Genomic DNA, 24,177 nt, shown 5'->3' with positions numbered 1-24,177 from the left:
CCTCCCCTCAGTCCGCCGACTCCGCGCCCGTCGGAGACGGCTCGGCTCCGTCCTCGACCTCGCGACTCGCGTCGGTTCCGACGTACGCGAGCGCGTCCGCGCCCCCGACGGCCACGAGCGCGAACCCGACCTTCGAGACGAAATCGAGGTAGACGAACACGAGCATCTCCGTCGCGGGCGTGAGCAGGTCGAAGCCGGTCGGCGCGAGCAGCCAGACGACGGGGTACAGCGTCCAGAGGACGACCGTGATGTTCCGGAGCGTGTAGAAGACGGCGCGCACGCGGTCCGCCCGCGCCGCGGCCGACCGCGGGAGCTTCACGAGCAGCCCGTAGACGAGCCCGAGATACGCGACGGAGGCGAGGGCGAACGCCGCCCACGAGACCGAACCGGTCGTCGCCGTCGCGACGACGCCGCCCGCGATGACGACCACGTCGACGGCGATCAGCGTCGCGATCGTCCGCCGGTCGGCCCGGACGAGCAGCGCGAGGTAGGCGATCAGAAGCGGCGTCGTGAGCAGCCAGTCGGCGTACCGCGCGGCCGGCAACGTCCCGCCGAGCGTTGTGACGGTCCCGACGCCGAGTCCCATCGCGGCGTACGCGACCGCCGCGATCCCCGTGACGCCGGCGAGCGTCGCGTAGTACCTCGCCTCCGAGGGCCGCCGGTACCACAGCCACAGCGAGGGAACCGTCCCGGCGAGCATCCCCACCGCGCCGATCCACGCCCAGACGGTCACGTTCGCGAGCATCTCAGTTCACCTCCCCCGGACCGTCGCCGGCGAAGTCGAAGCCGGAGCGTCCCCCGTCGCCCCCGGAGTCGTCGCCGAGAGCGAGGTCCCGGCCGCCGTCGGAGGTCGCCACCCCCTCGGAGGGCGTCCCCTCCAGGTCGACGTCGACGCCGCCGGCTTCGTCCGCCTCGTCGGCGTCGTACTCGAAGCGCTCGACGGTGCGCCGGAGGCGGCCGGCGCGGCTCGAGAGGGCCTCTGCCGCGTTCTCGACGGCGGCGAGAGTCCGCTCCTGTTCGTCGACCGCGCCGGTGACGTCGCCGGCGGCGCTCGCGGTCTGCGCGCTGATTGCCGCGACGTCCTCGACGTGGCCGACGACGGTGTCGACCGTGTCCGCCTGCGACTCCGTCGCACGGGTGATCTCGGTCATGCTCTCGTCGGTCCGCTCGGAGGCGTCCGCGAGCCGCTCGAGCGCGTCGATCGAGGTCTCGACCGTCTCGACGCCGGTCTCGATCCGATCTTCGGTCTCCGCGATCGACTCCACGCTCGCCTCGGCGCGCGCCTGGACCGCGCCGATCCGGTCTTCGATCTCGGCGGCGGACTCCTGGGTCCGCTCCGCGAGGCTCTTGACCTCCTCGGCGACGACCGCGAATCCCGCGCCGTCGGCGTCCGAGCGCGCCGCCTCGATCGAGGCGTTGAGCGCGAGCATGTTGGTCTGTTCCGCGATCTCGGCGATCGTGTCGACGACCTCGCCGATCTCCTCGATCTCCTCGGCGAGCGCCTCGACGTCCTCGGTCGTCTCGGAGGTGACCGCCTCGACGGCGTCCATCTGGTCGAGCGCCGCCTCGGCCGCCTCCTGGCCCTCCTCGCCGACCGCCGCGGCGTGTTCGGCCGTCTCGGCGACCTCGCTCACCGTCGCCGCGACCTCCTCCGCAGAGGAGGCGAGCGACTCGGCCTCGTCGGTCGTCGCTCGCAGGTCGTCGCGCTGGGTTCGCGCCCCGTCCGCGATCTCGGAGACGGCTCCGGAGACCGTCCCCGTCGTCGACCGCAGGTTCTCGGTCCGGTCGTCGACCGTCCCGGCGACGGTCGCGGTGTCCTCGGCGACCGACGCGACGGACGCGACCGTCCCCTCGAGCTCCGCCGCCATCTCGTTGAACGCGGTTCCGACCCGACGGATCGGGTCGCTCTCGCAGTCGGGGTCGACCCGTCGGGTGAGGTCGCCGTCGGCGAGCGCCCGCATCGCCTCCTCGTAGGCGGTCGCCTTGCGCTCTATCGTCGCGGCCCGTTCGTCCGCCTCACGTCGCGCCGCTTCGGCGTCCGCCCTCGCCTCCTCGGCCTCGCGGATCTCGCGTTTGAGCGAGCCGCGCATCCCGTCGAAGGCAGCGAAGAGTCGACCGATCTCGTCCGTCCGTCCGGTCTCGAGGGCGACGTCGAGGTCGCCGTCGGCCATCCGCTCGGCCTTCCGGGTGAGCTGTCGCAGCGAGACGACCGTGTTCGACCCCACGGTCACCCCGATCAGCGCGAGCCCTATCACGGTGAGCAACGTCATGCCGACCAACCCGGAGCGGATCTCCTCCCCCGCGGGACCGATATCCCCCGTACGGCCGTAAACGACGACCCCGTACGCGACCGAGACGCCCATCACCCCGACCAGCGACGACGCGAGCTTCACGCCGTAACTGGCTCGGAGTCGAGACAGCGGTTCGAATCCCATCGATAGCGGATACGAAGGGCCGTTCCACGGATAAAATCGAGCGTCGGAGTATCACGCGTGATAGCTCGAGTCGGGCGGAGCGACGCGTGCCGAGGCGACGAGGAGCGCACCGGACCGATGGGGGTCGCGGCTCGGTCGAGGAGGCGCGACCCGACGCGACCGGACGAAAACACCAAGCGGCCGCGCCGAGACGTCCACCCATGCGACTCGAGGACTACTGGGGGATCGGCCCGAAGACGAGCGAGCTTCTGACCGCCGAACTCGGCGTCGAGCGGGCCGTCGAGGCGATCGAGTCGGCCGACGTTCGCGCGCTCGTCGACGCCGGGCTCCACCGCGGGCGCGCCACGCGGATCCTCCGTCGGGCGAACGGGGAGGCCGGGATGGGCGTCCTCGCGACCGGCGACACGCGCGAGGTGTACGACGACCTCCTGGCGCTCGCGGCGGGGTACGCCCTCACCGAGCACGCCGCCGACCGGATCCGCGTCCTCACGCCCTCGCTGGACCGCGACGCGATCGAGACGAGGCTCGCGGAGGTGGTCGCCGCCCGCGACGCCTGGCGCGCCCTCGACGACGGGGAACGTGCCCGCGTGATCGACGCGTTCGCGGCCTACGACGAGGCGGACGGCACCGACCGCGCGGCCGTCGAGACCGCGCTCGCCCTCCGTGAGGTCGGGCTGACGGGCGAGGCCTTCGACGCGCTCGCCGACCTCGACGACGACGCGCTCCGGGAGGCCGCGGAGGCGCTCGGCGACGTGCGCGGCTCGCTCGACGACGACGACGTCGCGGTGGCCCCCGGCGCGGACGACGAACTCGACCGGCTCCGCGAGCGGCGCACGGCGGCCGAGGACCTCGCGGACTCGGCGTTCGACGTGCTCGAGGTGGTTCGGGACGGGTCGCTCCGCGACTTCGAGGCGTTGGAGTCGGCGACCGTCGACCACGTCGCGACGGAGACGGGCGTCGACCCCGCGACGGTCCGGGCGGCCGCCCCCGACGACGCGCTCGACGCCGCCGACTTCGTCTCGGCCACGCTCCGCGGACTCGTCGAGGAGCTGTCCGACGCGGCCGACGAGCGCGAGGCGACCGTCGCGGCCGACCTCCGCGATCGGATCGGCGACGCCGGCGGCGACGTCGCTCGGGCCGTGGAGGTCGTCTCCGACGTCGCCGTCGACCTCTCGCTCGGCCGGTTCGCGGCCGAGTACGACCTGGTCCGGCCGCGCCTCGTCGAGGACGGCCTCGCGGTCCGAAACGCTCGGAGTCCCTTCGTCGACGGCGACGTCCAGCCGGTTTCGTACGCGGTGGGGGACCACTCGCTCGCCGGCGGCGCGGGCGTCTCGGTCGCCGACTCCCCGCCGACGGGCGACCGGGTGAGCGTCCTCACGGGCGCGAACTCCGGCGGGAAGACGACGCTCCTGGAGACGCTGTGTGCGGTGGCGCTGCTCGCGTCGATGGGGCTCCCGGTGCCCGCCGAGGAGGCGGAGGTCGGGACGTTCGACCGGATCGTCTTCCACCGCCGGCACGCCTCCTTCAACGCCGGCGTGCTGGAGTCGACGTTGCGGTCCGTCGTCCCGCCGCTCGTGGAGGAGGGACGGACCCTGATGCTCGTCGACGAGTTCGAGGCGATCACGGAGCCGGGGCGGGCCGCCGACCTCCTCAACGGCCTCGTCGATCTCACGGTCGACCGCGGCGCGCTCGGCGTGTACGTCACCCACCTCGCCGACGATCTCAGCCCGCTGCCCGAGCCCGCGCGGATCGACGGGATATTCGCCGAGGGGCTCACGAACGACCTCGAGCTGCGCGTCGACTACCAGCCGCGGTTCGGTACGGTCGGTAAGTCGACCCCGGAGTTCATCGTCTCGCGGCTCGTCGCGAACGCGACCGACCGGGCGGTCCGCGGGGGGTTCGAACACCTCGCGAGCGCGGTCGGCGAGGAGGCCGTCCAACGAACCCTCTCGGACGCGCGCTGGACGCCGGAGGGCGGCCGATCGGCGGATGAGTGATCCCGAACGCTCCGGCGAAGGGGCGGACCCGACCCGGATGCGGTCGATCGCGGTTCACCGCGAGGACGTGGCGAACGCCCTCGAGGCCGACCTCCGGACCGACCGCCGGGTCGTCCTCCGGGTGACGCCGCCGTACTCCGGGCGGATGCGCGCGCGGCTCCACCGCGTGGAGGGGGTTCCCGAGGCCGACGTCGACGGTCCGGGCGGACCGGTCCACGTCGACCCGGCCGACCTCGTCGCGGACCCGCCGCCGTACCCCGAGGTCGACGAGACGGCCGCGGAGTACCCCGACGCGGACGTGGAAACCCACCGCGAACGGCACGCCGAGGCCGTGGCCGACTGGCGAGAGGCGGTCAGAGAGGCGGTCGGCGGGACCGTCGAGATCCCGGTCGACGCGGGGACGGCGGCGGAGGAAGGGCCGGAAGGGGCGGCGGGGGCGGAGCGGACGGACGGGAGCCGAACGCACGAGGTCGACGTGGTCGCGCTCGGGTGACCGCGGCCGGCGATCGACGGCCCGACGACCGCCGTTCACGCGCTACGACGCCACCGGAGGCGCGTCAGCGCTCGGCCTCGATGTGGCGGCCGATCCGGTCGAGCCCGTCCTCGAGTTCCTCGGTGTGGAGACCGAAGCCGATCCGGAAGCGGTCGGGATGCCCGAAGACCTCGCCGGGCGCGAGAACGACGCTCTCGGCGTCGAACACCGACCGACAGAACTCCTTGCCGTTCTCGAACCCGTCTGGGACGGTCGGGAACCCGTTCACGCCGGTCGGCTCGAACCACTCGAGACCGTGGCGATCGAGGAACGCGGCGACGCGTTCCCGGTTCGCCCTCGCGTGCGCGCGGTTCGCCTCGAGGATGTCGGCCTCCTGCTCGCCGAGCGCCTGTCTCGCGACGTGGCTCCCGACGAGCGGCGGCGAGATCGTCGTGTAGTCCTTCCACTTCCGTACCGCGTCCGCGATCTCCGCGTCAGCGACGACCCACCCCACGCGTGCTCCCGCCAGCCCGTACGACTTCGAGACGCCGGCGGCCGAGATCGCCCGCGGCCCGAGCGCTGCGGCCGGCGCGTGCGGGTCGTCGGCCAGCATCCGGTACACCTCGTCGACGAGGAGGTACGCGTCCTCGTCCGCGACGAGGTCGTACAGCGCCCGCATCGTCTCCGGGTCGAGGTACTTCCCCGTCGGGTTGCTCGGGTTCGTGAGGACGACGAGTCGGGTGTCGGGTCGCATCGCTTCCGCGACGGCGTCGACGGAGAGGTCCCACTCGGGCGGCTCCGTCCGGACCTCCGTCACCTCGCCGATCGAGTCGGGCACGCTCGCGAGCGACTGGTAGGTCGGCGAGACGACGACGCTGTGGTCCCCCTCGTCCAAGAGCGACATGAACGTGAGGTAGTCCGCCTCCTGTGTCCCGCAGGTGAGGACGACCTCCTCCGCGTCGCGGCCGTAGCGATCGGCGATCTCCGCGCGGAACGCGGGCTCCCCGTCGGTGGGAATGACGTAGCCGAGCTCGCCCACGTCGAGGTCGAACCGGTCGACCGGGAGGCTCCGAACGCCGCTCTCGGCGAGCATCAGGTCGGCGTCCGGTTCGTACTCGTCGAGCCAGCGTTCGAGTTCGAAGGGGGGGATCTCCATGGGTGGCCGGTATAGACGGGAGCCGATGATAACCGTTGGGTGTGAGCGAACGCGGCCGGAGCCGACGGCGACCGGGGCGTCCGCGGCCGGACACGCTCCGGGCCGAACGGCCTACAGCCAGATCCGCTCGACCGGGGCGTCCGCGGCCGGACACGCTCCGGGCCGAACGGCCTACAGCCAGATCCGCTCGACCGCGGTGCCCGCGGCCTCGAACTCCTCGTCCGTGGCGGCAGCGACCACGACGGTCCGGGTGTCCTCCGCGAGCCGAACCTCGAACGCGCCGTCCGTCGTCGTCGCGAGCGCCGACTCGTCGGCGGTGACGACCGCGACCCGCTCGCCGGTCGTCTCGCCCGCGACGACGACCGCGTCGTCTTCGAGTTCGGCGTCGGCGGTCAGCTCCGGACCCGCGGGCCGGTCGCGCTCGACGAAGCGGTCGCGGACGACCGTCGGCGTCTCGACGGGCTCGCCGGCGTCGACGCCGTGGGCGAGCCGGATGAACCCCGCCATCGACCAGGCGAGCGGTGTCGCCCCCCCGGTCCCCTCGCCGAACTCCCAGCCGTAGTCGGTCGGATGGTCGCGGTCCCACACCTGCTCGGGGAGCATCCGGCCGTCGTTGCCGAAGCCGGCCATCGTCTCGAGCAGCGCGGCCGGCTCGAGCGCCGCCTCGTCGGTGCCGCCGAAGTCGTCGGGGCCGTCGGCGCGGGCGCGAAGCTCGTACTCGCCGCGCTCGCCGGTGAAGATGGGCCAGAGCCGCCCCCGCCCGTCGCCGGTGCCGGCCCACGGACCGCCGGGGTCGCCGTAGCCGAGCTCGCCGTAGGCGTCGCCGACGTAACGGTACCAGGCGGGGCCGTGCGGGGTGTCGACCCGGATCGAGTCGTCGACGACGGCGACGGAGTTGCGAACGACCGGGTCGTCGGCGGGCTTCACGCCGAGTCGGACGAGCTCGAGGAAGCCACCGTCGACGATCTCGCGCTCGTCGTAGGTCGGGCCGTCGTTGGCGATCGTCCGCGGGCGGCCGGCGTTCGGGTCGCCGTCGGCGGTGATCCGGAGGTAGTAGGGCGTCTCGTCGTGGCGGTCCGTTCCGGTGTCGGTCGCACACCACTCCTCGACGCGGTCGGCCCAGTCGTCGGCGAGCGCGAGCCACGCGAGCGCGTCCGCGCGGAGGGATTCGGGGGTGTTCGCGTCGTCCGCGCCGGACGCGGCGTCACTCTCGCCGGCGCCGTCGCCGGCCGACTCGATCCGGTCGGCCTCGGCGAGCGCGAGCGCGGCCGCACACGTCAGCCCCGCGATCTCGGCCGCGATGCTCGACGGCGAGTAGCCCGCCTCCTCCTCCCAGCGCTCCTGGGCGGTCTGCGGGCCGTTTCGAGCCACGTACGCGACCGAGCGGCGGACCTGCTCGTAGTCGTAGTCGGCGTCGGAAAGCGTCACCCCGCGTTCGTACAGCTGCCACGCCATCACGGAGGGGAACGCGATGTTGTCCATCTGCTCGCCGCCCCAGCGGGTGCGCCCGTCGATGTAGGTGTTCTGTGGGAGGAACCCGGACTCGTCCTGTTGGGTGTTGTACAGGTACGCGAGCGCGTCCGCGCCGCGCTCGATCTCGCCCACCTCGATCAGCGCGGTGAACACCTGATAGAGGTCGCGCGACCAGACGAAGTTGTAGCCGTACCCGCGGTTCTCCTCGGCGTACTCCGTCTCGCCCCACGGGACCGAGGGACTGGCGATCCCGGCCCCGTCGTGACGCTTGTCCTCGACGCCCGCGAGCGTCATGAGCGCGAACCGGTACTGCGCCTCGAGGTCGGGGTCGGCCGTCACGGCGTCCGGGTACTCTCGCCCGGCGAGCCACTCCCGCCAGGTGTCGACGTACGCCGACTCGACGGCCTCGAAGCCGCGCGAGAGCGCTCCCTCCGCCTCGCCGAGCGCCGCCGCGGTGTCGCCCCGCTCGGCGAACCCGATCGCGACCGTCTCGGAGACGGTCGTCCCGCCGCCGACGAGGCCGGCGAGCACGACGTTACCGTTCGCGGCCTCGCCGGCCTCGTCGGCCGACGCCCGCTCGCCGTCGCCGAACAGCGACTCGAGCCCGTCGTCGCCCGCGGCGAATGCGCCCGCCCAGTCGAAGCCGTCGGTACTCGTGAGCGCGGCGGCGACCTCGAACGGCTCGCCCTCGTCGTCGACCAGCTTCCCCGGCGGGCGGTTCCCGTTCTCGTCGTGGGCGAGCAGGTGGTACGGACCGTCGCCGACGCGGGCCCCCCGGTCGTCCGTGCCGACGTTCGCGAGCGCGGTGTCGGCGACCGCGTACACGTCGTACGCGCGGACCCCCTCGAACTCGACGTCCGCGAGGATCGCGTCGCCCGCGGTGTCGACCGCGTACTCCACGGTGAGCGTCCAGCTGTGGCCGTGACCGTCTCCGGACTCGCGGATCGTCTGTCTGTACGCGAGCGCGTCCTCGGCGCTCGGCTCCGTGGTCCGGGTGATCGTCTCGGTCGTCGTCACGTGCCCCGTCTCGTCGAACGTCCGGACCGTGTGTCCCGTCTCGGGGTCGGCGATCAGGAAGTCGAACGTCCGGAGGTTCATCACGTCGATCCGGGGGAACCGCGCCTCCGTCAACGCCCCCTCGGTCAGCGTGAACCAGACCGGGACCGGGTCGTCCGCGGCGTGATCGGCGGGCGTCCCGACGCCGAACTTCCGGCCGGTGGTCCACCGCGGGACCTCCGGGCCGCTCGGACGGTCGTGCGGCACCGGCAGCGACCCGTGTCGCGCGAGCGTCGCCGTCGCGTCGAGCCGGAGGGCGTGCGCCCAGGCGATGGGCGTCGCGCTGTCGAGGTCGCCGTCGTCGAAGACCTGCTCCGCGAGCAGCCCGGACTCGTTCGCGAAGGGGCCGTCGGGCTCACACAGCGCGTACAGCCGGCGGGCCGCGGAGAAGAGCGGCTCCGCCCGCTCGTCGCGCGACAGGAGGATCCCGCCGACGGTGCCGGCGGCGACCGCGCCCCACAGCGTCGCGATCGACCACACCTTCGCGCCGCCCTGCTCCGCAGTCCGCCAGTCGTCGCCGACGAACCGGACCAGCCCCTCGACGTGCTCCGTCTCGCGACCGAGCGCGTCGATCGACGTTCGGACGTGCGTCGACACCTGCGAGACGAGCGCGTCGAGGTCGACCGCGTCCGGGACGGGACCGAGCGGGGAGTCGGCGGCGGCTCCGTCGCCGCCGGCGACGGTCGGCCGCTCCGCAGCGAGCGCGTCGTACTCGGCGAGCGCGTCCGCGAGCGCGAAGGTGCTGGCGTCGGCGCGCTCGTCGCCGTCCCCGTTGCTGGCGCGCTGCGGGAACCGCTCGAGTTCGGGGATCCAGCGGTCCTGGAGTCCGGCGGCCGCGTCGTCGGCGGCGGTCGCGGCCGCGGCCCGCAGGTCCGCCCCGAGCGGCGCGCGCGCCACCGACGCGAAGGCGCGGAGGTAGACCGCGCCCGTGTGCGTGAACCGCCCGATGGCGTTCTCCCAGCAGTTCTGACAGCGGCGGGGGAGCCCGTCGACGAGCGTCGTCTCCCGGAGGAACGCGACCGCGTCGGCGATCGCCTCGTCGATCCGGCCGCGGAGGGGCTCCGGGACCTCCGTCGTCCGCCGGAGCTCCGCGAGGAACGCGACGGCCGACGCCGGCTGGTCGAGCTGGTCGTTGGGCGTCGCCCCGTCGCTCGACTCGATCCGGGCGTTCGCCCACCCCGGCGCGACCTTGCCGGAGTCGGCCCAGACGCGGTGGGGCCAGCTCCCGTCGGCGTCCTGAGTGCGACAGAGGAACGCCGCCGACGCGAGGAGCCCCTCTCGCGCGTCCAGTCCGAGCTCCTCGCTCGCGGCGAGCAGGGCGCTCGAGGCCTCCGCCTCGTCGCGGAACCAGGTGTAGCCGTACCCGCCGGAGGTCGCGTAGAAGTGGTCGAACTCCGGCCCGGCGATCCGGCCGCCGGAGGGCGACTCGAGGAGGTCGAGCGCGCGGAGGTCGCTCGCGACCGTCGGACCCCGCGGCACCGAGTCGGGAACCGTCGGCGCGCGCGCCTCGGCCGCCTCGCGGACGCTGTCGGTGTCGGCGTGGGCGGTCGCGACCCGCGAGACCGCCTCGAGCCGGTCGGCGCGGTCGACGTCCTCGGCGAGCCGCGTTCCGTCCCGAGGCGCGTCCGGGGACGTCCCGTTCCCGTCGAGGACGGGGCGGCTGACGAGGGTGACGCGCTCGATCCGGCCGTCGCGCTCGAAGGGGGCACGGACGACGACGTCGGGCGTGAGACTCGTGTCCTCGCGCTCGTCGATCTCCCCGCGATGTGGCGTCCGGCCGTCGTCCTCGCCGAGCAGTTGCGGGATCGTCTCCTGGCGCTGGCCGTGCGCCGCCGTGAGGCCGGTGGAGGCGGTGAGGAAGTCGTGTTCGCGACGGTGGAACACCTCGATCACGTCTCCGCCCTCGGGTCCGGCCCCCTCGTGGACGAGGTTGCCGACGCGGCCCTCGACCATGTCGGGCGCGAACGCGCAGCTCGCGACGAGGTCGGCGTTCGCCGGCGGCGACCCGCGGAGGACGACGTGCGTGAGGTGGGCGTCGCCGACGACGAGGTCGAACTGGTGGACCGTGTACCGGCCGGCGTCGTACTCCGTCTCGACGAGCGGGGTGTCGCCGTCGTAGTGCTGGCGGGTGGTCTCGAGGTCGGCGAGCCACCGGACCCCGCCGCTGCCGGCGATCCCGATCCGGATCCGGTCGGTCCCGCCCACGCCCGAGAGCGCGTACGAGCAGTCGTGAGCGTCGCCGTCCGGTCCGACGTGGACCAGCCGACCGCCGTCGCCGGTGAACGCCCCGACGGTGGTGGGCCGCTCCGTCGAGTAGCGTTCGCCGCGGCGACGTTTGTGTTCCGAGATCGCGGTTCGCAGTCGCATGCGAGTCCTGCCGGCCGCGGGAGCAAAAGCCTTGACGGACCGGGCGAAGCTGCTCGCCGGTCCGCGGCTGACGTCGCGGCGGCTGCCTCGGAGCGTCTCGACGCCGAACGCGGGAATTCCCGACGCCGATCGAGGGGCGCTCGCGCGAGGGCCACGGGCCGCCGGGGGCGACGCGCCAGTTTGGCGTCGAGAGCAACACCGAAGACCCTCGGCGTCGATGGGCCGGCATGCACCATCCCGGACCTCCACGGTTCGTCTCGACCGGCGAGACGGTACAGCTCGCGCCGCGGGACCCGGACCCGACCGGACGCTACGCCTGGCGGGTCGCGGACGCGCCGCCGACGAGCGACTCGACCGTCGGGTCCGATCCCGTGACCGAGTTCACCCCGGACGTGCCGGGTCGATACCAGCTCGGACTCGAGGCCCCGGACGGCGACCACCTGTTGACCGTGCTGGCGTTCTCCGCGGCCTACGAGGGGATCGACGTCGCCGGCGGCAGCGGCGAGGCGATCCGCGACCGCGAGGCCGACCGCGACGGGATCGACTACGCGGCCGGCCGGCTCGCCGACGACGGCGGCCCGCCGCGGATCCGGCTCGACGCCGAGGTCGAAGACGCGGAGGTCGTCGTGCGCGCGACCGCGACGCCGAACCCGGCCTCGTCGCTCGCGGTCGACGAGCTCGCCGTACAGTTCGTGATCGACGACCGCGACGTCGCCGCGGCGATCGCGGCCGGGCGGACGAACCCGCGCGACGCGGTGACCGAGACCGAAACGGAGGGGGGAGCGACCCTCCGGCTGCCGACCGGATCGGTCCCCGACCGGCTCCGAGTCCACGCGGTCGCGGTCGCCCGCGAACCCGACGAGGACGCCCGCGTCAGCGTCGCCGACGCCGTCTCGGTCGACCGCGTCGACGCCGGCGGATCCGACCCGTTCGCCGGGGGCGACGCTCTCGGCGACCCGACGGCGGGGGAGTCCTTCGCGGTGACGCCGCAGAACCGGCCGCCCGCGTGGACCGCGGACGCGAGCGTCTACGAGGTGTACGTCCGGACCTTCGCCGACGCCGAGCACGGGGAGACGCTCGCCGCGATCGAAGCGCGGGTCCCCGAGATCGCCGAGTTGGGCGTCGACACGCTGTGGCTCACGCCGGTGCTCGAGAACGACGGGAAGCCGCACGGCTACAACATCACGGACTTCTTCTCCATCGCCGACGACCTCGGCGACCGCGAGGACTACGAACGGCTCGTCGAGACGGCCCACGACAGCGGGATGCGCGTGCTCTTCGACCTCGTGTTGAACCACACCGCCCGCGATCACGAGTGGTTCCGGGACGCATACGGAAACCCCGACTCGCCGTACCGCGACCGCTACGAGTGGCAGGAGTCGGGCGAGCCGGGCACCTACTTCGACTGGGAGCTGATCGCGAACCTGAACCACGCGAACCTGACGGTCAGGCGGTACCTCCTCGACGTGGTCGACGAGTGGGCCCCGCTCGTCGACGGCTTCCGCTGTGACATGGCGTGGGCGGTTCCCGACTCGCTCTGGCGGGAGATCCGCGACCGCGTGAAGGCGGCCGACCCGGAGTTCCTGTTGATGGACGAGACGATCCCGTACGTCCCCCGGTTCCACGAGGGGATGTTCGACGTCCACTTCGACGCGACGCTGTATTTCACCCTCCGCCAGGTCGGTCGGGGTCACGAACCGGCCGACGCCGTGATCGACGCGGTCGAGAAGCGCGCCGCCGTGGGGTTCCCGGACCGCGCCGGCTTCCTTCAGTACGTCGAGAACCACGACGAGACCCGCTACCGCGTGGAGTGCGGCGACGACGCGGCGGCCGCGGCGGCCGCGGCGACGTTCACCCTGCCGGGCGTGCCGATGGTGTACGCCGGCCAGGAGATCGGCCAGCGCGGCCGGCGCGACGCGATCGCGTGGGAGCACGCTCGCCCGGAGGTCCGCGAGCGCTACGCGCGGCTGTCGGCCGCTCACGACGCGCATCCGGCGCTCGGCCCGGCCGGGGATTTCGAGCGGGTCGACTACCGCGTCGCCGGCGGCGGGTCGGGGGAGCGGCAGATCGCCGGCGACGACGCGGCGGTCCACCCCGACGACGTGGTGGCGTTCCGCCGCGAGCACGGGTCGGAGGCGCTCGTGGTCGTCCTCAACTTCGCGCCGGGCGAGGCGCTCGTCGCCGTCGACGCCGACCACGGGCGGTTGGACGTCGTCACGGGCGACCCCTGCGTGGAGGCCGACGCCGGGGGAGAAGAACGGATCCGCGTCGACGACGTGGCGGTCGTGTCGGTGGGGACGTAGCGTCGCGCCACGGGGACGTAGCGTGGGGAGGCAACGATCGTCGCGCCGGCGGGGGAGATCGGTTCGAGCCGGGGACCCGACACGCGCGGACGCAACGCTTGAGTCGGTGGCCGTCGCAGGCGTAGCCATGCGATTCGATCGCTCCGACGGAGTGTTCTGTCACGTCACGTCGCTGCCGGGGCCTCACGGGATCGGCGACCTCGGCGACGGCGCGGCGGCGTTCCTCTCGTTTCTCGACGAGGCCGGCGTCGACTACTGGCAGGTGTGCCCGCTCGGACCGACCATCGGGGCCGCCGGGGAGTCGCCGTACCAGTCGCCCTCGGCGTTCGCCGGAAACCCGCTGTTGATCGACCTGGAGAGCCTCGTCGACGACGGCTGGCTCAAGACGGACGACCTGGATCCGGTTCCGGCGTTCCCGACCGACCGGGTCGACTACGAGGCGGTCCGCGAGTACAAGCTCCCGCTGTTGCGGGCCGCGTTCGACCGGTTCGAGTCGGCGGCGGATCCGACGTCGACGGAGGCGTTCGACGCCTTCCGCGAGCGGGAGCCGTGGGTTAGCGAGTACGCGCTGTTCCGCGCGCTCTCGGCGGCCAGACCGGAGGACACCTGGGTCGAGTGGCCGGAGCCGCTCCGCACGCGCGACCCGGACGCGCTCGCGGCGGCGCGGGAGGAACACGCGGAGGAGATCCGGTACCACGAGTTCTGCCAGTGGACGTTCGACCGGCAGTGGGCGGCCCTGCGCGAGCACGCGGCCGAGGCGGGCGTCGAGGTCGTCGGCGACGTGCCGATCTACGTCGCACTCGACTCCGCGGACGTGTGGGCGAACCCCGAGGCCTTCCGGCTCGACGAGGGGAACCGCCCGGCCGCGGTGGCGGGAGTGCCGCCGAACGCCGGCGACGACGGGCAGCGCTGGGGGAACCCCGTCTACGACTGGGAGCGGCTCGCCGAGGACGACTACGGCTGGTGGATGGACCGGTTCCGCAGGCTGTTCGAGCTGGCGGACGTCGCCCGGCTCGACCACTTCCTCGGGTTCGTGCGCTACTGGGCGATCCCCGCCGACGCCGACGACCCGGCCGCGGGCGAGTGGCACGACGGGCCGGGACGGGCGCTCTTCGAGGCGGTCGAACGGGAGTTCGGCGAGGCCCCCTTCATCGCGGAGGACCTCGGGTTCGAGGACGCGCGGATGGACGACCTGATGGCCGAGTTCGGCTTCCCCGGCATGCGGGTGCCCCAGTACGCGAACTGGACCGAGTCGGGCAACCCGTACCAGCCGATGCACTTCCCGGAGTCCGTCGTCGGCTACACCTCCACGCACGACACCGACACCTGGGTCGGCTACTACGAGGACTTGGGTCCCGAACAGCGCGACGCGCTCCACTACAACCTCGGCTACGGCGGCGACCGGCCGATCGAGTGGGCGATACTCGAGGAGGTGTGGGGGTCGGAGGCGATCATCGCGATGACGACCGTCCAGGACCTGCTCGGGCTCGGCAGCGACGCGCGGTTCAACGAGCCCGGAACCGTCGACGGCAACTGGGAGTGGCGCGTCGAGCGCGACGCGCTGAGCGACGACCTCGCCGGGCGGCTCCGCGAACTCGGCGAGTTCCACGTGCGGTGACGGTGACCCGCGACCGGATCACTCCACCGTCGGCGCGCGCGACTCGCTACGTCTCGTTTCGCGCGCGAGAGACGCGGTGAGCGCTCGGAGCGCGTCGTCCGCGATCCTCAGTAGCCGCCGTCGCGACCGATGATGAAGTACAACACGATCCCGAGCAGCGGCGCGAGGAAGACCACGATCGCCCACAGGACCGGCGGGTGACCGCTCCGCTTTTGCGCGTCGTTGTACGTCCAGACGATCATCGCGATGTGCACCGCGAACAACAGGAGGGTGAAAAGCAGGGAGAACGCCGCGACGGCTCCACCCTGCAGCGGGACGGCTAGTACCATACGAGCGCGGTCGACTCGCGACGGCAAGTGCTTTTCCCTCGAGCGCCGCGACGACCCGCCGGTGGCGACGCCACGACCCGGCGACTCGACGACGACGAACCGTTTTTATCCCGTGGGTGAACCCTAGGCGTATGGAACTCCCAGTCGACGAGGACCGGCTCAGAGCGGACATCGAGGGGAACGCGGCGTTCGGCCGGCTCGACCTCGAGGACCCCGAGTCACACGGCCGGACGAACCGCACCGGTAGCGAGGCGAACCGCCGGGCGCGCGACCGGCTCGTCGAGCGGCTCGAGGACGCCGGGATGGACGTGACCGTCGACGCGATCGGCAACGTCGCCGGCGAGTGGGTGCCGGACTCCGCGGACCCCGACGCCGCGCCCGTCGCGTGCGGGAGCCACCTCGACAGCGTCCCCGAGGGCGGGATCTTCGACGGCCCGCTCGGGGTGTACGCCGCACTCGAATCAGTACGCGCGATGCGCGACGCCGGAGTCGAACCCGAGCGACCGGTCGTCGTCGTCAGCTTCACCGAGGAGGAGGGCGCGACCTACGGGAACGGGCTGCTGGGATCGAGCGTCGCGACCGGCGTGACCGACCTCGAGGAGGCGCTCGGCTACGAGAACGACGACGGCGAGACGCTCGGCGAGGCGCTCGAGGGGATCGGCTACCGCGGAGAGGGGACGGAAACGCTCGATCCGGCGGGGTGGGACGCGTTCTACGAGCTCCACATCGAGCAGGACACCACCCTCGAGGAGGCGGCCGTCGACGCCGGGATCGTCACGACGATCACGGGTATCAGCCACTGCGAGGCGACGATCCTCGGCGAGGCGAACCACGCGGGCGCGACCGCGATGGACGAGCGGACCGACGCGCTCGCGGCCGCGAGCGAGTTCGTGCTGGACGTCGAGGCCGCCGCCAACGACGTGGTCGCGGACTCCTCCGAGACCGCCGTCGGCACGGTTGGATCGCTGTCGGTCTCGCCGAACGCGACGAACGTGGTTCCGGGCCGCGTCGAGGCCGGCGTGGACGTCCGCGACGTGGAGGCGGAGTCGATGGACGCGATCGCCGAGGCGGCCCGCGAGTCGCTCGATCGCTTAGAACGCGAGCGGGGCGTGGAGACGGACTTCGAGCGCCCGTTCGACGTCCCGCCCGAGCCGATGAGTGACCGGCTTCGGCAGGCCGCCCACGAGTCGGCCGACGCGGCGGGCCGGTCCGCGATCGATCTCCACTCGGGTGCCGCCCACGACGCGATGCGGATCGCGCGGGTCACCGACGCGTCGCTGCTGTTCGCGCCCTCTCGCGACGGGATCTCGCACAACCCGCGCGAGTGGACCGATTGGGCGGAGTGTGCGGCCGCGACGGAGGTCCTCGCGGGGGCGGTCGCGCTGACCACTGGCGCGGGCGAGTAGGGCCGACCGCCGTTCCCGCGAGCGCGGCGGCGACCGGGTTCGTATCGGCGACGCCAAGGGCGACGTGATCGAGGTGGAGTTCCTCGTGACGACGCTGTGGGAGATCAACGGCGAGCTCGTCAGCACGAACCAGCCGTCGGGGCGGGTCGTGACCGTCCCGAACAGCGTCGTGCTCTCCTCGGACGTGGTCAACTTCGGCGGCGGGTCGCCGTACGTGTGGAACGAGGTCGCGGTACAGGTCGCTTACGAGACCGACCTCGAGTTCGCACGCGAGATCACGCGCGAGGAGGCCACGGACCTGGTCGGCGAGGAGATGGTCGCCGGGGTCGCCGCTTACCGGGACGCGCTCTCGGAGACGCCCGTCGAGCTGGAGGTCCACGACGGGCCGACCGTCAACGTGACACAGGGTGAGTCGTGGGTGGAGCTCCGTCTGCGGTACCTCACGCACCCGCGACGCGGCCAGCGGGTGAAGAACGCGCTGTACGAACGGATACTCGGCCGGTTCAACGACAACCCCGATCGGGTCGCGTTCCCGGTGAGCCGGAACCGGTAGCCCGAACCCCGAACCGGAGTCGACGGTGACGCCAACGGGGAACGACCCGGAAATCCGGACCCATTTGGGAAAGCGATTATACACCCACACCGATACCTGGCGTACGATGAGTCTCTGGTTCGACGTGGCACGGTTCTCCGCGGGGCTGAACGTGGTCCTGCTCCTCGCACTCATGTGGGTGTGGGGACGGAACTACCTCCAGTTCCGCTCGAAGCACACCCTCGGCCTGGTGATGTTCGGGGGATTTCTGCTCGGAGAGAACGCGCTGGCGCTCTACATCTACCTCGTCGATCCGATGTTGTCGGCGTGGTTCGCCTCGGAGGCAGTCCCCTCGGTGGCGTGGCGTGCGATGATGGCGCTTCACCTGCTCCAGACCGTCGGATTGGTGTTTCTCGTCTGGATCACCTGGGATTAACCCGCGCGAATATCGCTCGGCGAAGAACCGAGTGATCGATCGACCCCGCGAGGAAGTCGATCCGGAACGCATTCACCGAGATCTACGACGTAATGATTTATATATCCCTGTCTGTGAGTTACCGAGTGACATGCTGTTTCGACGATCGACGATCAAAGACTTTAAGCGCCGATATCGAGCGTTTTCGGCGTCTTCTGAGATAGCAACCCGGACTCGTTAGCGAAAGGTTTATATATCTATATCGATTACTGATAGTTAACGAATCGGGCACCCCCGGCCCCCGCATTTTCGTCGGGAGTTCGATCGGAGAACACCCATGACAGAGACACGCATTCGACGGTACGAGCGGGACGAGGCGGTCGACGGAACCGCCCCTTCGGAGCGAGCGAACGAGGAGAGCACAGAGGCCGAGAAATCAGAAACCAGCCGAGTGACGAGCTGTCCGGAGTGTACGGGCCGCCTCGTGACGGACACCGAACACGGCGAGACGGTGTGTGAAGACTGCGGGCTCGTCGTCGAGGAGGACTCGGTCGACCGCGGGCCGGAGTGGCGCGCGTTCGACTCGGCCGAGCGGGACAGCAAGTCTCGCGTGGGCGCGCCCACGACGAACATGATGCACGACAAGGGGCTCTCGACCAACATCGGCTGGCAGGACCGGGACGGGTACGGGAAGTCGCTCTCGAGCCGCCAGCGGCGACAGATGCAGCGGCTCCGCACCTGGAACGAGCGATTCCGCACCCGAAACTCGAAGGAGCGCAACCTGAAGCAGGCGCTCGGCGAGATCGACCGGATGGCCTCCGCGCTCGGGCTGCCGGACAACGTCCGTGAGACCGCCTCGGTCATCTACCGCCGCGCGCTGAGCGAGAACCTCCTTCCCGGCCGCTCCATCGAGGGGGTCGCGACCGCCGCGCTGTACGCCGCCGCCCGGCAGGTCGGAAACCCGCGGAGCCTCGACGAGTTCACCGCGGTCTCGCGCGTCGACAAGATGGAGCTCACGCGGACGTACCGCTACGTCGTCCGGGAGCTCGGCCTGGAGGTACAGCCGGCCGATCCCGAGAGCTACGTGCCCCGGTTCGTCTCGCGGCTCGACCTTCCCGAGGAGGTCGAACGCCTCGCACGGGAGCTCCTGAGAAGCGCGAAGGACGCGGGGATCACGAGCGGGAAGTCGCCGGTCGGACTCGCAGCCTCGGCCGTCTACGCCGCCGCCCTCCTGTCGAACCGGAAGGTGACCCAGAGCGAGGTGAGCGAGGTCGCCGACATCTCCGAGGTCACGATCCGCAACCGGTACAAGGAGCTGCTCGAGGCCAGCGATCACCTGGCCGCGTAAGCCCGGCGGAGGGGACTTGCCGTCGGCGAACGAGTCGTGTGAAACGTGATCTCGTCACATATATTTTTAATCCGACGGGCTGTACGTGCCCCCATGGTCGAAGCGTTCGTCAGGCTCGTGTGTCCGGAGTGCGCCAAGGAGTGGCAGGAAAATCCGGCCGGGCTGCCCGGATTGCGCACGAACTTCAGCTGTTCCAGTTGTCACGCGACCCGACGGCTCACGGAGTTCATGTTGACCGAACGGGACCTCGAGACGGTCCGACAGTTCCAGTGATAACCGAGGATTCCAGCGGCGTTCGGAGGTCCGAGAACTATATAGACGGGTGGTGTGGTAACTAGACTCAGGATAGTAATATAAGCCTCCGGTAGCAAAGGACCGTTACTCATGAAGAAACAGGAGCTCATCCACCTTCACGGCCTCCTGGCCGAGGTACGAAAACAGTGCGAGTTCTGGAATGACGACCTCGACCTCGACGCGTACGAAGAACTCGGCGTCAAGCCGACATCGATACACAAATCGAAGACGGATCACAAGGCGGCCGTTTTCAAACTGACCGAAGGGATCACGGAGCCGATGGAGGAGGCGGAATCGGAGCCGCTGGCCCCCACCGCGGACTGAGACTCGTCGAGTAGCTACCGTCGTTCGTTACGTCCCGAGTGACGACCACGTCGGCGAGCGGAGGGTCACTCGTCCTCGTCGGCCGACGAGCGTTCCGTCGCTTCCCCCCCGTCGATCGCCTCGACGGAGAGGACCTTGAGCGGGATGTTTCGGAGCCGTTGGCCGATCTCCTTTCTGGCGATCCGCCTGGCGTGTTCGTCGCGGTCGACGTTGAACACGTCCATCCGGAGTTCGAGCGCGACGAGCGCCTCGTCGGCGGCGATGAACGCGGGAGGGAGCTCCTCTCCTGACGGGGAGGTGCGACTCCCCATGTCGATCTCGACGTAGTTGAGGTCGGGATTCAACATCTCTCCCGTCTTCGAGACCGCTATCCGGACTGCCTCGTCGGCAGTCTCCACGTCGTAAACGGGGACGGCAGCCTCCACGACGACTCGACAGTCCATCACGTGAAGGGGTACCGTGCGAACGAGTATGAAGCTTCGGCCGGCGCGTCACTCCCCGCCGGCGCGGAGGTGATAGAACACGTACGTCTGGGCGTATCCGGCGTACTCGTCGCCGAATCGCTCGCGAATGGCACGGGACGTCTCCGCGTAGGATCCGCGGTCGCAGTCGGGGTAGTACTCCTCGATGGTCGTGGTGATCCACGTGTCGAGGGGCACCGCCTCGAGAAATCCCAGAGAGAAGAGCGCGACACAGTCGGCCACCTTGTCGCCGACGCCGACGAACCGGGTCAGCGACTCCCGCGCCTCCTCGTACGGGAGACCGACCGCCTCTCGCGGATCCGCCTCCCCGGACGCGACCATCTCCGCGGTCCGCCGAACGTAGGGCGCTCGGTATCCGAGCGAGAGGTCACGAAGCTCGGATTCGCTCCGTGCCGCGAGCCGTGCCGGCCTCGGGAACGCGCGATACGTCTCCCCGTCGAGGTCGACGGCTTCTCCGTACGTCTCCCGGAGCCTGCGTTGCATCCCGTGGATCCGGGCGACGCGCATCTGTGCCGAGCAGATGAACGAGACGAGACAGGGGAACGCCGGGTCCCGGACCAACCGCATTCCCTCGTACCTGTCGTAGGCCCGCTCAAGCAGCGGGAGGTCGGGCGTCGCGTCACGTATCGCGTCGAGGTCGTCGTCGAGTCGGAGCAGATGGGTGAGAAGCGGCACCGCGTCCGTCGACGCCTCCCACTCGAGCGTTCCGTCGCGGACGCCGCCGACCTGTCGGACCCGCAGGGGAACTCGCTCGTCCGTGAGGTCCGGGATCGGGGAGACGACGGTCTCGTACCACTCGTCGCCGCCGTGGGCGTGAAGGTCCTCGTAGGTTCGGCCGTCAGCGCGGTTCCACAGGTAGCTCTGTCCGCTCTCGACGGTCGCCTGGAGGTCGAAGGGTCCCGAGAGGTCGGCGACGTCGATCGCTCCTCGTTCCATCGGATCCGGGGAGGTGACGCGAACGTATCGGGGTTTCGGTACCCCGGATCGTCGACGAGCGCCGAACCGGAAGTCGACGTCCGGACGGAACAGCGACGTCCGGTCGTGGGCGGCGACATCCGGACGCGTTGGAGGGGGGCTTTTCCCCGTCGACGCCGTAGATCCGGTATGCCGACGTACCGCCGGAGAACCCGGATCGCCACCCCCATCGACGAGGTGTGGGCGTTCCACTCGACGGTCGATGGACTTCTCGAGTTGACGCCCGACTGGATGAACATGCGGATCGAGGCCGTCGAGGGACCGGACGGCGAACGCGACCCCGACGTGTTGAGGGCGGGTTCGCAGATCCGGATGTCGATCCGGCCGTTCGGCGTCGTCCCCCGCCAGCGGTGGATCTCGCGGATCGTCGAACGCGAACCCGACGGCGACGCGCCGGTCGAGGGAAGCGCGTACTTCGTCGACGACATGGTCGACGGCCCGTTCCGGACCTGGGAGCACACCCACGCCTTCTACGCCGACGGAGACGAGACGGTGCTCGTGGACGCCGTCGAGTACCGGCTCCCCCTCGGCGCGCTCGGCGACGCCGCGGGGCCGTTCGCGAAGGTCGGGTTCGAGGGAATGTTTCGGGACCGACACCGACGAACGAAGGCGCGGTTCGGCGGGGCCTGACCGGGGATCATCTGCCAGTGCCGGCGGATCCGTCGGTCACCCGCCAGTCATCCGTCGGTTCCCGTGGTCGTGAGATAGATCCCCGCGAGAACGATCACGCCGCCGACGACCGTGAAGCGAGTCGGAGCCTCGCCGAGGAGCAGTAACGCGAGGATCGTCGCGCCCACGGGCTCCCCGAGCAGCGACACCGAGACGACGCTCGACTCGAGATACCCGAGCGCCCAGTTGACCACGGTGTGTCCGAACAGCCCCGGCCCGATCGCCAGACCGAGGAAGACCGCCCACTCGCGGGGCGGATAGCCGGAGAGCGGGTGTCCCTGTGCGAGCACGAGCACCAAAAGCGAGACCGTACAGACGCCGTAGACGACGACCACGTACGGAACCAACGCGAGCCGCTGTCGTAGCGACCGGCCGGCGAGGACGTAGCCTGCGGCCGTCACCGCTCCGATCAGTGCCAACGCGTTGCCGTAAAGCGGCGCCGGGCCGACGAGGACGCCGCCGAGGAAGTCGCCGAGCGACATGGCCACGATCCCGCCCACGGCGATCCCGATCCCGACGGCGATCCGGCGAGTGACCCGCTCACGAAGCAGCAGCCACGCACCGAGCGCGACGAACACCGGCTGTGCCTGAACGAGGGTGACGCTCGCGGCGACGCTCGTCCACTCGAGGCTCTCGAACCACGAGGCGAAGTGGACCGCCAACGCGACCCCCGACAACGTCGCGAAGCCGAGATCGCGTCGATCGATCCGGGCGAACCCCTCGCGATACCGCCACGCGGCGACCGGAAGGAGCGGAAGGGTGGTGAAAAGTACCCGATAGAAGGCGGCGACCGAGCTCGGCGCATCGCTCCACCTGACGAGGATCGCCCCCGTGCTGACCGCGAGAACCGCGGTCACGAGTCCCAGCTCCGGGGACACGCGCGGAGCGGTTCTGCTTGAGGTCACACGGTCGCTTTCCGGCGGACCCGGTTACCGCTTTCGGGAGGTCGACGGAGGTTTGAATCGCGGAGTCGAAAGAGAGGACATGTGCCCGGACACCTTCGGAGTCGGCGTGCGCCTCACCGAGGAGGAGCTTCGGTTCCTCGTCCACGTCCCGACGGACATCGACTCGGGATGGACCGACCCGGAGACGTTCCAGTCGCTCGTCGCGGAGGTCGTCTGGGAGCGACTCGACAGACGATCCGTCCTCGAGACGATCGCGACCGAATACGACACCGGAGACACGGTGACGCTGGGGACGGTCACCCTTGATCCCGACGGATCGGTCGTCGATTGCGATCTGACGATTCCCCGTCGCTCCGGCGACGACGAACGATGACCGTCACGTGCGTCACTCTTCGAGGACCCGGTCCGGATCGTCGTCGGAGACGGCCGCGAACGCGACGCCGATCGCCGCCATTCGGACGGGGTCGTACGCCGTGAGGTCGTATCGCGTCGACCCGACGGTCTCCGCCCACGTGTCGAGCACGCCGAGCGAGACGAGCCCGGACAGCGTCGCTCCGAGCGTTCGCGGCGTCGTCTCGGGGTCCGAGAGCGCGGCGTGTATCTGCTTCGACTGCGGGTAGTTCCGCGAGCAGGACTCGATACCCCGCTGAGCCTCGGCCCAATGCCGCCGCACGTATCCGAAGGTGGTCGGGTCCTCCCGCTGGAGTCGGTCGATCGCCGCCATCGCTTCCGAATCGATCCCCTCGATCTCGTCAACGTGTTCGAGAATCGGCGACAGCGCGGACGCCGAGTCCGCCGTGAGCGACCACCCGATCGTGACCGAGTCGACGGCGGGCTCCGTCGCGACCGTCTCGATCACACCGACGGCCTCCGCGGAACCGCGCGCGGCAGCGAACGGCGCGAGATCGTCGAGTAGCACTCGTGGTTCGGAACCCTCGAACTCCGCGAGCGCGTCGCCGATCGGGTCCTCGAGACGATCGGCGTCGGCGTCAGGTCCGAGTATCGTGTACGCGAGACGCCGCTCCGGAAGGACCTGCGTGGTCGCCGTCGCGGCCGCGCCACGAGCGATATCGCTCGCCACGACGACGGCCTCCCGCCGCGGTGACTCCCCCGCTCGATCGTTCCACGCCCGTCGCCACGCCTCGAGACCCGTCTCGAACAACACCGAGACGACGGACCCCCCCGATACCCCGTCCCGAACGGACGGCGATCCGATAGAATCGACCCGGATCGTGACGTCGACCTCGCGTGTCGTCGGGACGGTCATGAACGTGTTGTCTTCAAACAGAAATACCATAAACTTATTGGTGAAACAATCAATACTGAGATCTCTACCGTCCGATACCCTCCAGGAACCGGTGCGCCGCCGCCGATCCGTGCGGTCGGAACTCGAAGGAAACGCCGTGCGTGTGTCGATCACCACCGAATTCCCTCAAATCCTGACGTCACGGGACCTCGGACTCGCCGATCGACGGCCGTTCGGCTCGTCGACACGTATGAAAAAAGCCCACGGCCGCGACGACCGTGGGCCCGAATACGACTACAGTATGAATGGCGAGGCGGCGAACCGCGGTTCCCAGAGGATCGCTCACTCCAGTACTTCCCGGCACGCGGGTGGGCT

The 24,177-nt window shown here is 70.8% G+C and carries 21 protein-coding genes and 1 pseudogene; 13 read left to right on the top strand and 9 right to left on the bottom strand.

Annotated elements, in window-relative coordinates:
* Positions 1-7: 7 nt before the first annotated feature.
* On the bottom strand, positions 8-745 hold the full coding sequence (locus NO889_RS10705; protein ID WP_256412243.1) for a bacteriorhodopsin: 738 nt from the start codon (positions 743-745) through the stop codon (positions 8-10).
* Position 746: 1 nt separating this feature from the next.
* Positions 747-2,435, bottom strand: coding sequence for a methyl-accepting chemotaxis protein (locus tag NO889_RS10700; protein ID WP_256412242.1), 1,689 nt, complete (start codon positions 2,433-2,435; stop codon positions 747-749).
* A gap of 200 nt (positions 2,436-2,635) precedes the next feature.
* Here NO889_RS10700 and NO889_RS10695 point away from each other — a divergent pair, with 200 nt between their 5' ends.
* Positions 2,636-4,432 (top strand): MutS-related protein, encoded by a 1,797-nt coding sequence (locus NO889_RS10695; RefSeq protein ID WP_256412241.1) that lies wholly within the window; start codon positions 2,636-2,638, stop codon positions 4,430-4,432.
* Complete coding sequence (locus tag NO889_RS10690) at positions 4,425-4,925, top strand: DUF8009 family protein (RefSeq protein WP_256412240.1); 501 nt, start codon at positions 4,425-4,427, stop codon at positions 4,923-4,925. The genes NO889_RS10695 and NO889_RS10690 overlap by 8 nt, the downstream gene beginning before the upstream one ends.
* Positions 4,926-4,989: 64 nt before the next feature.
* Here the strand turns inward: NO889_RS10690 and NO889_RS10685 are convergent, their stop codons facing one another.
* Both NO889_RS10685 and NO889_RS10680 read right to left on the bottom strand, forming a co-directional pair.
* Positions 4,990-6,060, bottom strand: coding sequence for a pyridoxal phosphate-dependent aminotransferase (locus tag NO889_RS10685; RefSeq protein ID WP_256412239.1), 1,071 nt, complete (start codon positions 6,058-6,060; stop codon positions 4,990-4,992).
* Between the two features lie 171 nt (positions 6,061-6,231).
* Positions 6,232-10,956 carry a DUF7997 domain-containing protein gene (locus NO889_RS10680; protein WP_256412238.1) on the bottom strand — a complete coding sequence of 1,575 codons (4,725 nt, stop codon included), beginning with the start codon at positions 10,954-10,956 and terminating at the stop codon, positions 6,232-6,234.
* 227 nt (positions 10,957-11,183) lie between these two features.
* Here NO889_RS10680 and malA point away from each other — a divergent pair, with 227 nt between their 5' ends.
* Together malA and malQ are read left to right on the top strand one after the other, a co-directional pair.
* The gene (gene malA / locus NO889_RS10675) at positions 11,184-13,259 is read left to right on the top strand and encodes an alpha-amylase MalA (protein ID WP_256412237.1); all 2,076 of its coding nucleotides are present in this window, start codon (positions 11,184-11,186) and stop codon (positions 13,257-13,259) included.
* 127 nt (positions 13,260-13,386) lie between these two features.
* The gene (gene malQ, locus NO889_RS10670; RefSeq protein ID WP_256412236.1) at positions 13,387-14,877 is read left to right on the top strand and encodes a 4-alpha-glucanotransferase; all 1,491 of its coding nucleotides are present in this window, start codon (positions 13,387-13,389) and stop codon (positions 14,875-14,877) included.
* Positions 14,878-14,984: 107 nt separating this feature from the next.
* Here malQ and NO889_RS10665 read toward each other — a convergent pair whose 3' ends face one another.
* The gene (locus NO889_RS10665; protein ID WP_256412235.1) at positions 14,985-15,206 is read right to left on the bottom strand and encodes a PLDc N-terminal domain-containing protein; all 222 of its coding nucleotides are present in this window, start codon (positions 15,204-15,206) and stop codon (positions 14,985-14,987) included.
* Positions 15,207-15,337: 131 nt separating this feature from the next.
* On the opposite strand from NO889_RS10665, the gene NO889_RS10660 reads away from it, so the two are divergent.
* The 6 genes and pseudogenes from NO889_RS10660 to NO889_RS10635 all read left to right on the top strand — a co-directional run bounded on the left by NO889_RS10660 (position 15,338) and on the right by NO889_RS10635 (position 19,525).
* The gene (locus NO889_RS10660) at positions 15,338-16,612 is read left to right on the top strand and encodes a Zn-dependent hydrolase (RefSeq protein ID WP_256412234.1); all 1,275 of its coding nucleotides are present in this window, start codon (positions 15,338-15,340) and stop codon (positions 16,610-16,612) included.
* A 28-nt stretch (positions 16,613-16,640) separates the two neighbouring features.
* Positions 16,641-17,165: pseudogene (locus NO889_RS10655) on the top strand (mechanosensitive ion channel family protein); the annotation flags it as partial.
* 106 nt (positions 17,166-17,271) lie between these two features.
* Complete coding sequence (locus NO889_RS10650) at positions 17,272-17,580, top strand: DUF8036 family membrane protein (protein ID WP_256412233.1); 309 nt, start codon at positions 17,272-17,274, stop codon at positions 17,578-17,580.
* Positions 17,581-17,896: 316 nt separating this feature from the next.
* Positions 17,897-18,907: a transcription initiation factor IIB gene (locus tag NO889_RS10645; RefSeq protein WP_256412232.1), complete on the top strand. Its 1,011-nt coding sequence runs from the start codon at positions 17,897-17,899 to the stop codon at positions 18,905-18,907.
* Between the two features lie 93 nt (positions 18,908-19,000).
* Positions 19,001-19,180: a DUF7836 family putative zinc-binding protein gene (locus NO889_RS10640; RefSeq protein ID WP_256412231.1), complete on the top strand. Its 180-nt coding sequence runs from the start codon at positions 19,001-19,003 to the stop codon at positions 19,178-19,180.
* Between the two features lie 111 nt (positions 19,181-19,291).
* Positions 19,292-19,525, top strand: coding sequence for a UPF0058 family protein (locus NO889_RS10635; RefSeq protein WP_142987748.1), 234 nt, complete (start codon positions 19,292-19,294; stop codon positions 19,523-19,525).
* A 65-nt stretch (positions 19,526-19,590) separates the two neighbouring features.
* On the opposite strand, the gene NO889_RS10630 is transcribed toward NO889_RS10635, so the two are convergent.
* Both NO889_RS10630 and NO889_RS10625 read right to left on the bottom strand, forming a co-directional pair.
* Entirely contained in the window at positions 19,591-19,968 is a 378-nt protein-coding gene (locus NO889_RS10630; RefSeq protein WP_256412230.1) for a DUF555 domain-containing protein, read from the bottom strand.
* A 48-nt stretch (positions 19,969-20,016) separates the two neighbouring features.
* Positions 20,017-20,943, bottom strand: a complete 927-nt coding sequence (locus tag NO889_RS10625) for a DNA-3-methyladenine glycosylase family protein (RefSeq protein WP_256412229.1) — start codon at positions 20,941-20,943, stop codon at positions 20,017-20,019.
* A gap of 168 nt (positions 20,944-21,111) precedes the next feature.
* Between NO889_RS10625 and NO889_RS10620 the strand changes: the two genes are divergently transcribed.
* Entirely contained in the window at positions 21,112-21,612 is a 501-nt protein-coding gene (locus tag NO889_RS10620) for an SRPBCC family protein (protein WP_256412228.1), read from the top strand.
* 47 nt (positions 21,613-21,659) lie between these two features.
* Here NO889_RS10620 and NO889_RS10615 read toward each other — a convergent pair whose 3' ends face one another.
* Positions 21,660-22,529, bottom strand: a complete 870-nt coding sequence (locus NO889_RS10615) for a DMT family transporter (protein ID WP_256412227.1) — start codon at positions 22,527-22,529, stop codon at positions 21,660-21,662.
* Positions 22,530-22,635: 106 nt separating this feature from the next.
* On the opposite strand from NO889_RS10615, the gene NO889_RS10610 reads away from it, so the two are divergent.
* Positions 22,636-22,929 carry a DUF8124 family protein gene (locus NO889_RS10610; RefSeq protein ID WP_256412226.1) on the top strand — a complete coding sequence of 98 codons (294 nt, stop codon included), beginning with the start codon at positions 22,636-22,638 and terminating at the stop codon, positions 22,927-22,929.
* Between the two features lie 12 nt (positions 22,930-22,941).
* On the opposite strand, the gene NO889_RS10605 is transcribed toward NO889_RS10610, so the two are convergent.
* Entirely contained in the window at positions 22,942-23,823 is an 882-nt protein-coding gene (locus NO889_RS10605) for a hypothetical protein (RefSeq protein WP_256412225.1), read from the bottom strand.
* 142 nt (positions 23,824-23,965) lie between these two features.
* Here NO889_RS10605 and NO889_RS10600 point away from each other — a divergent pair.
* Positions 23,966-24,177, top strand: a 212-nt coding sequence (locus tag NO889_RS10600; RefSeq protein WP_256412224.1) for a hypothetical protein, incomplete at its 3' end; no start/stop codon positions are given.

The sequence above is a fragment of the Halorubrum rubrum genome (genome assembly GCF_024494685.1).
Classification (GTDB): domain Archaea; phylum Halobacteriota; class Halobacteria; order Halobacteriales; family Haloferacaceae; genus Halorubrum; species Halorubrum rubrum.
This window is presented reverse-complemented; position numbering and strand designations above follow the sequence as displayed.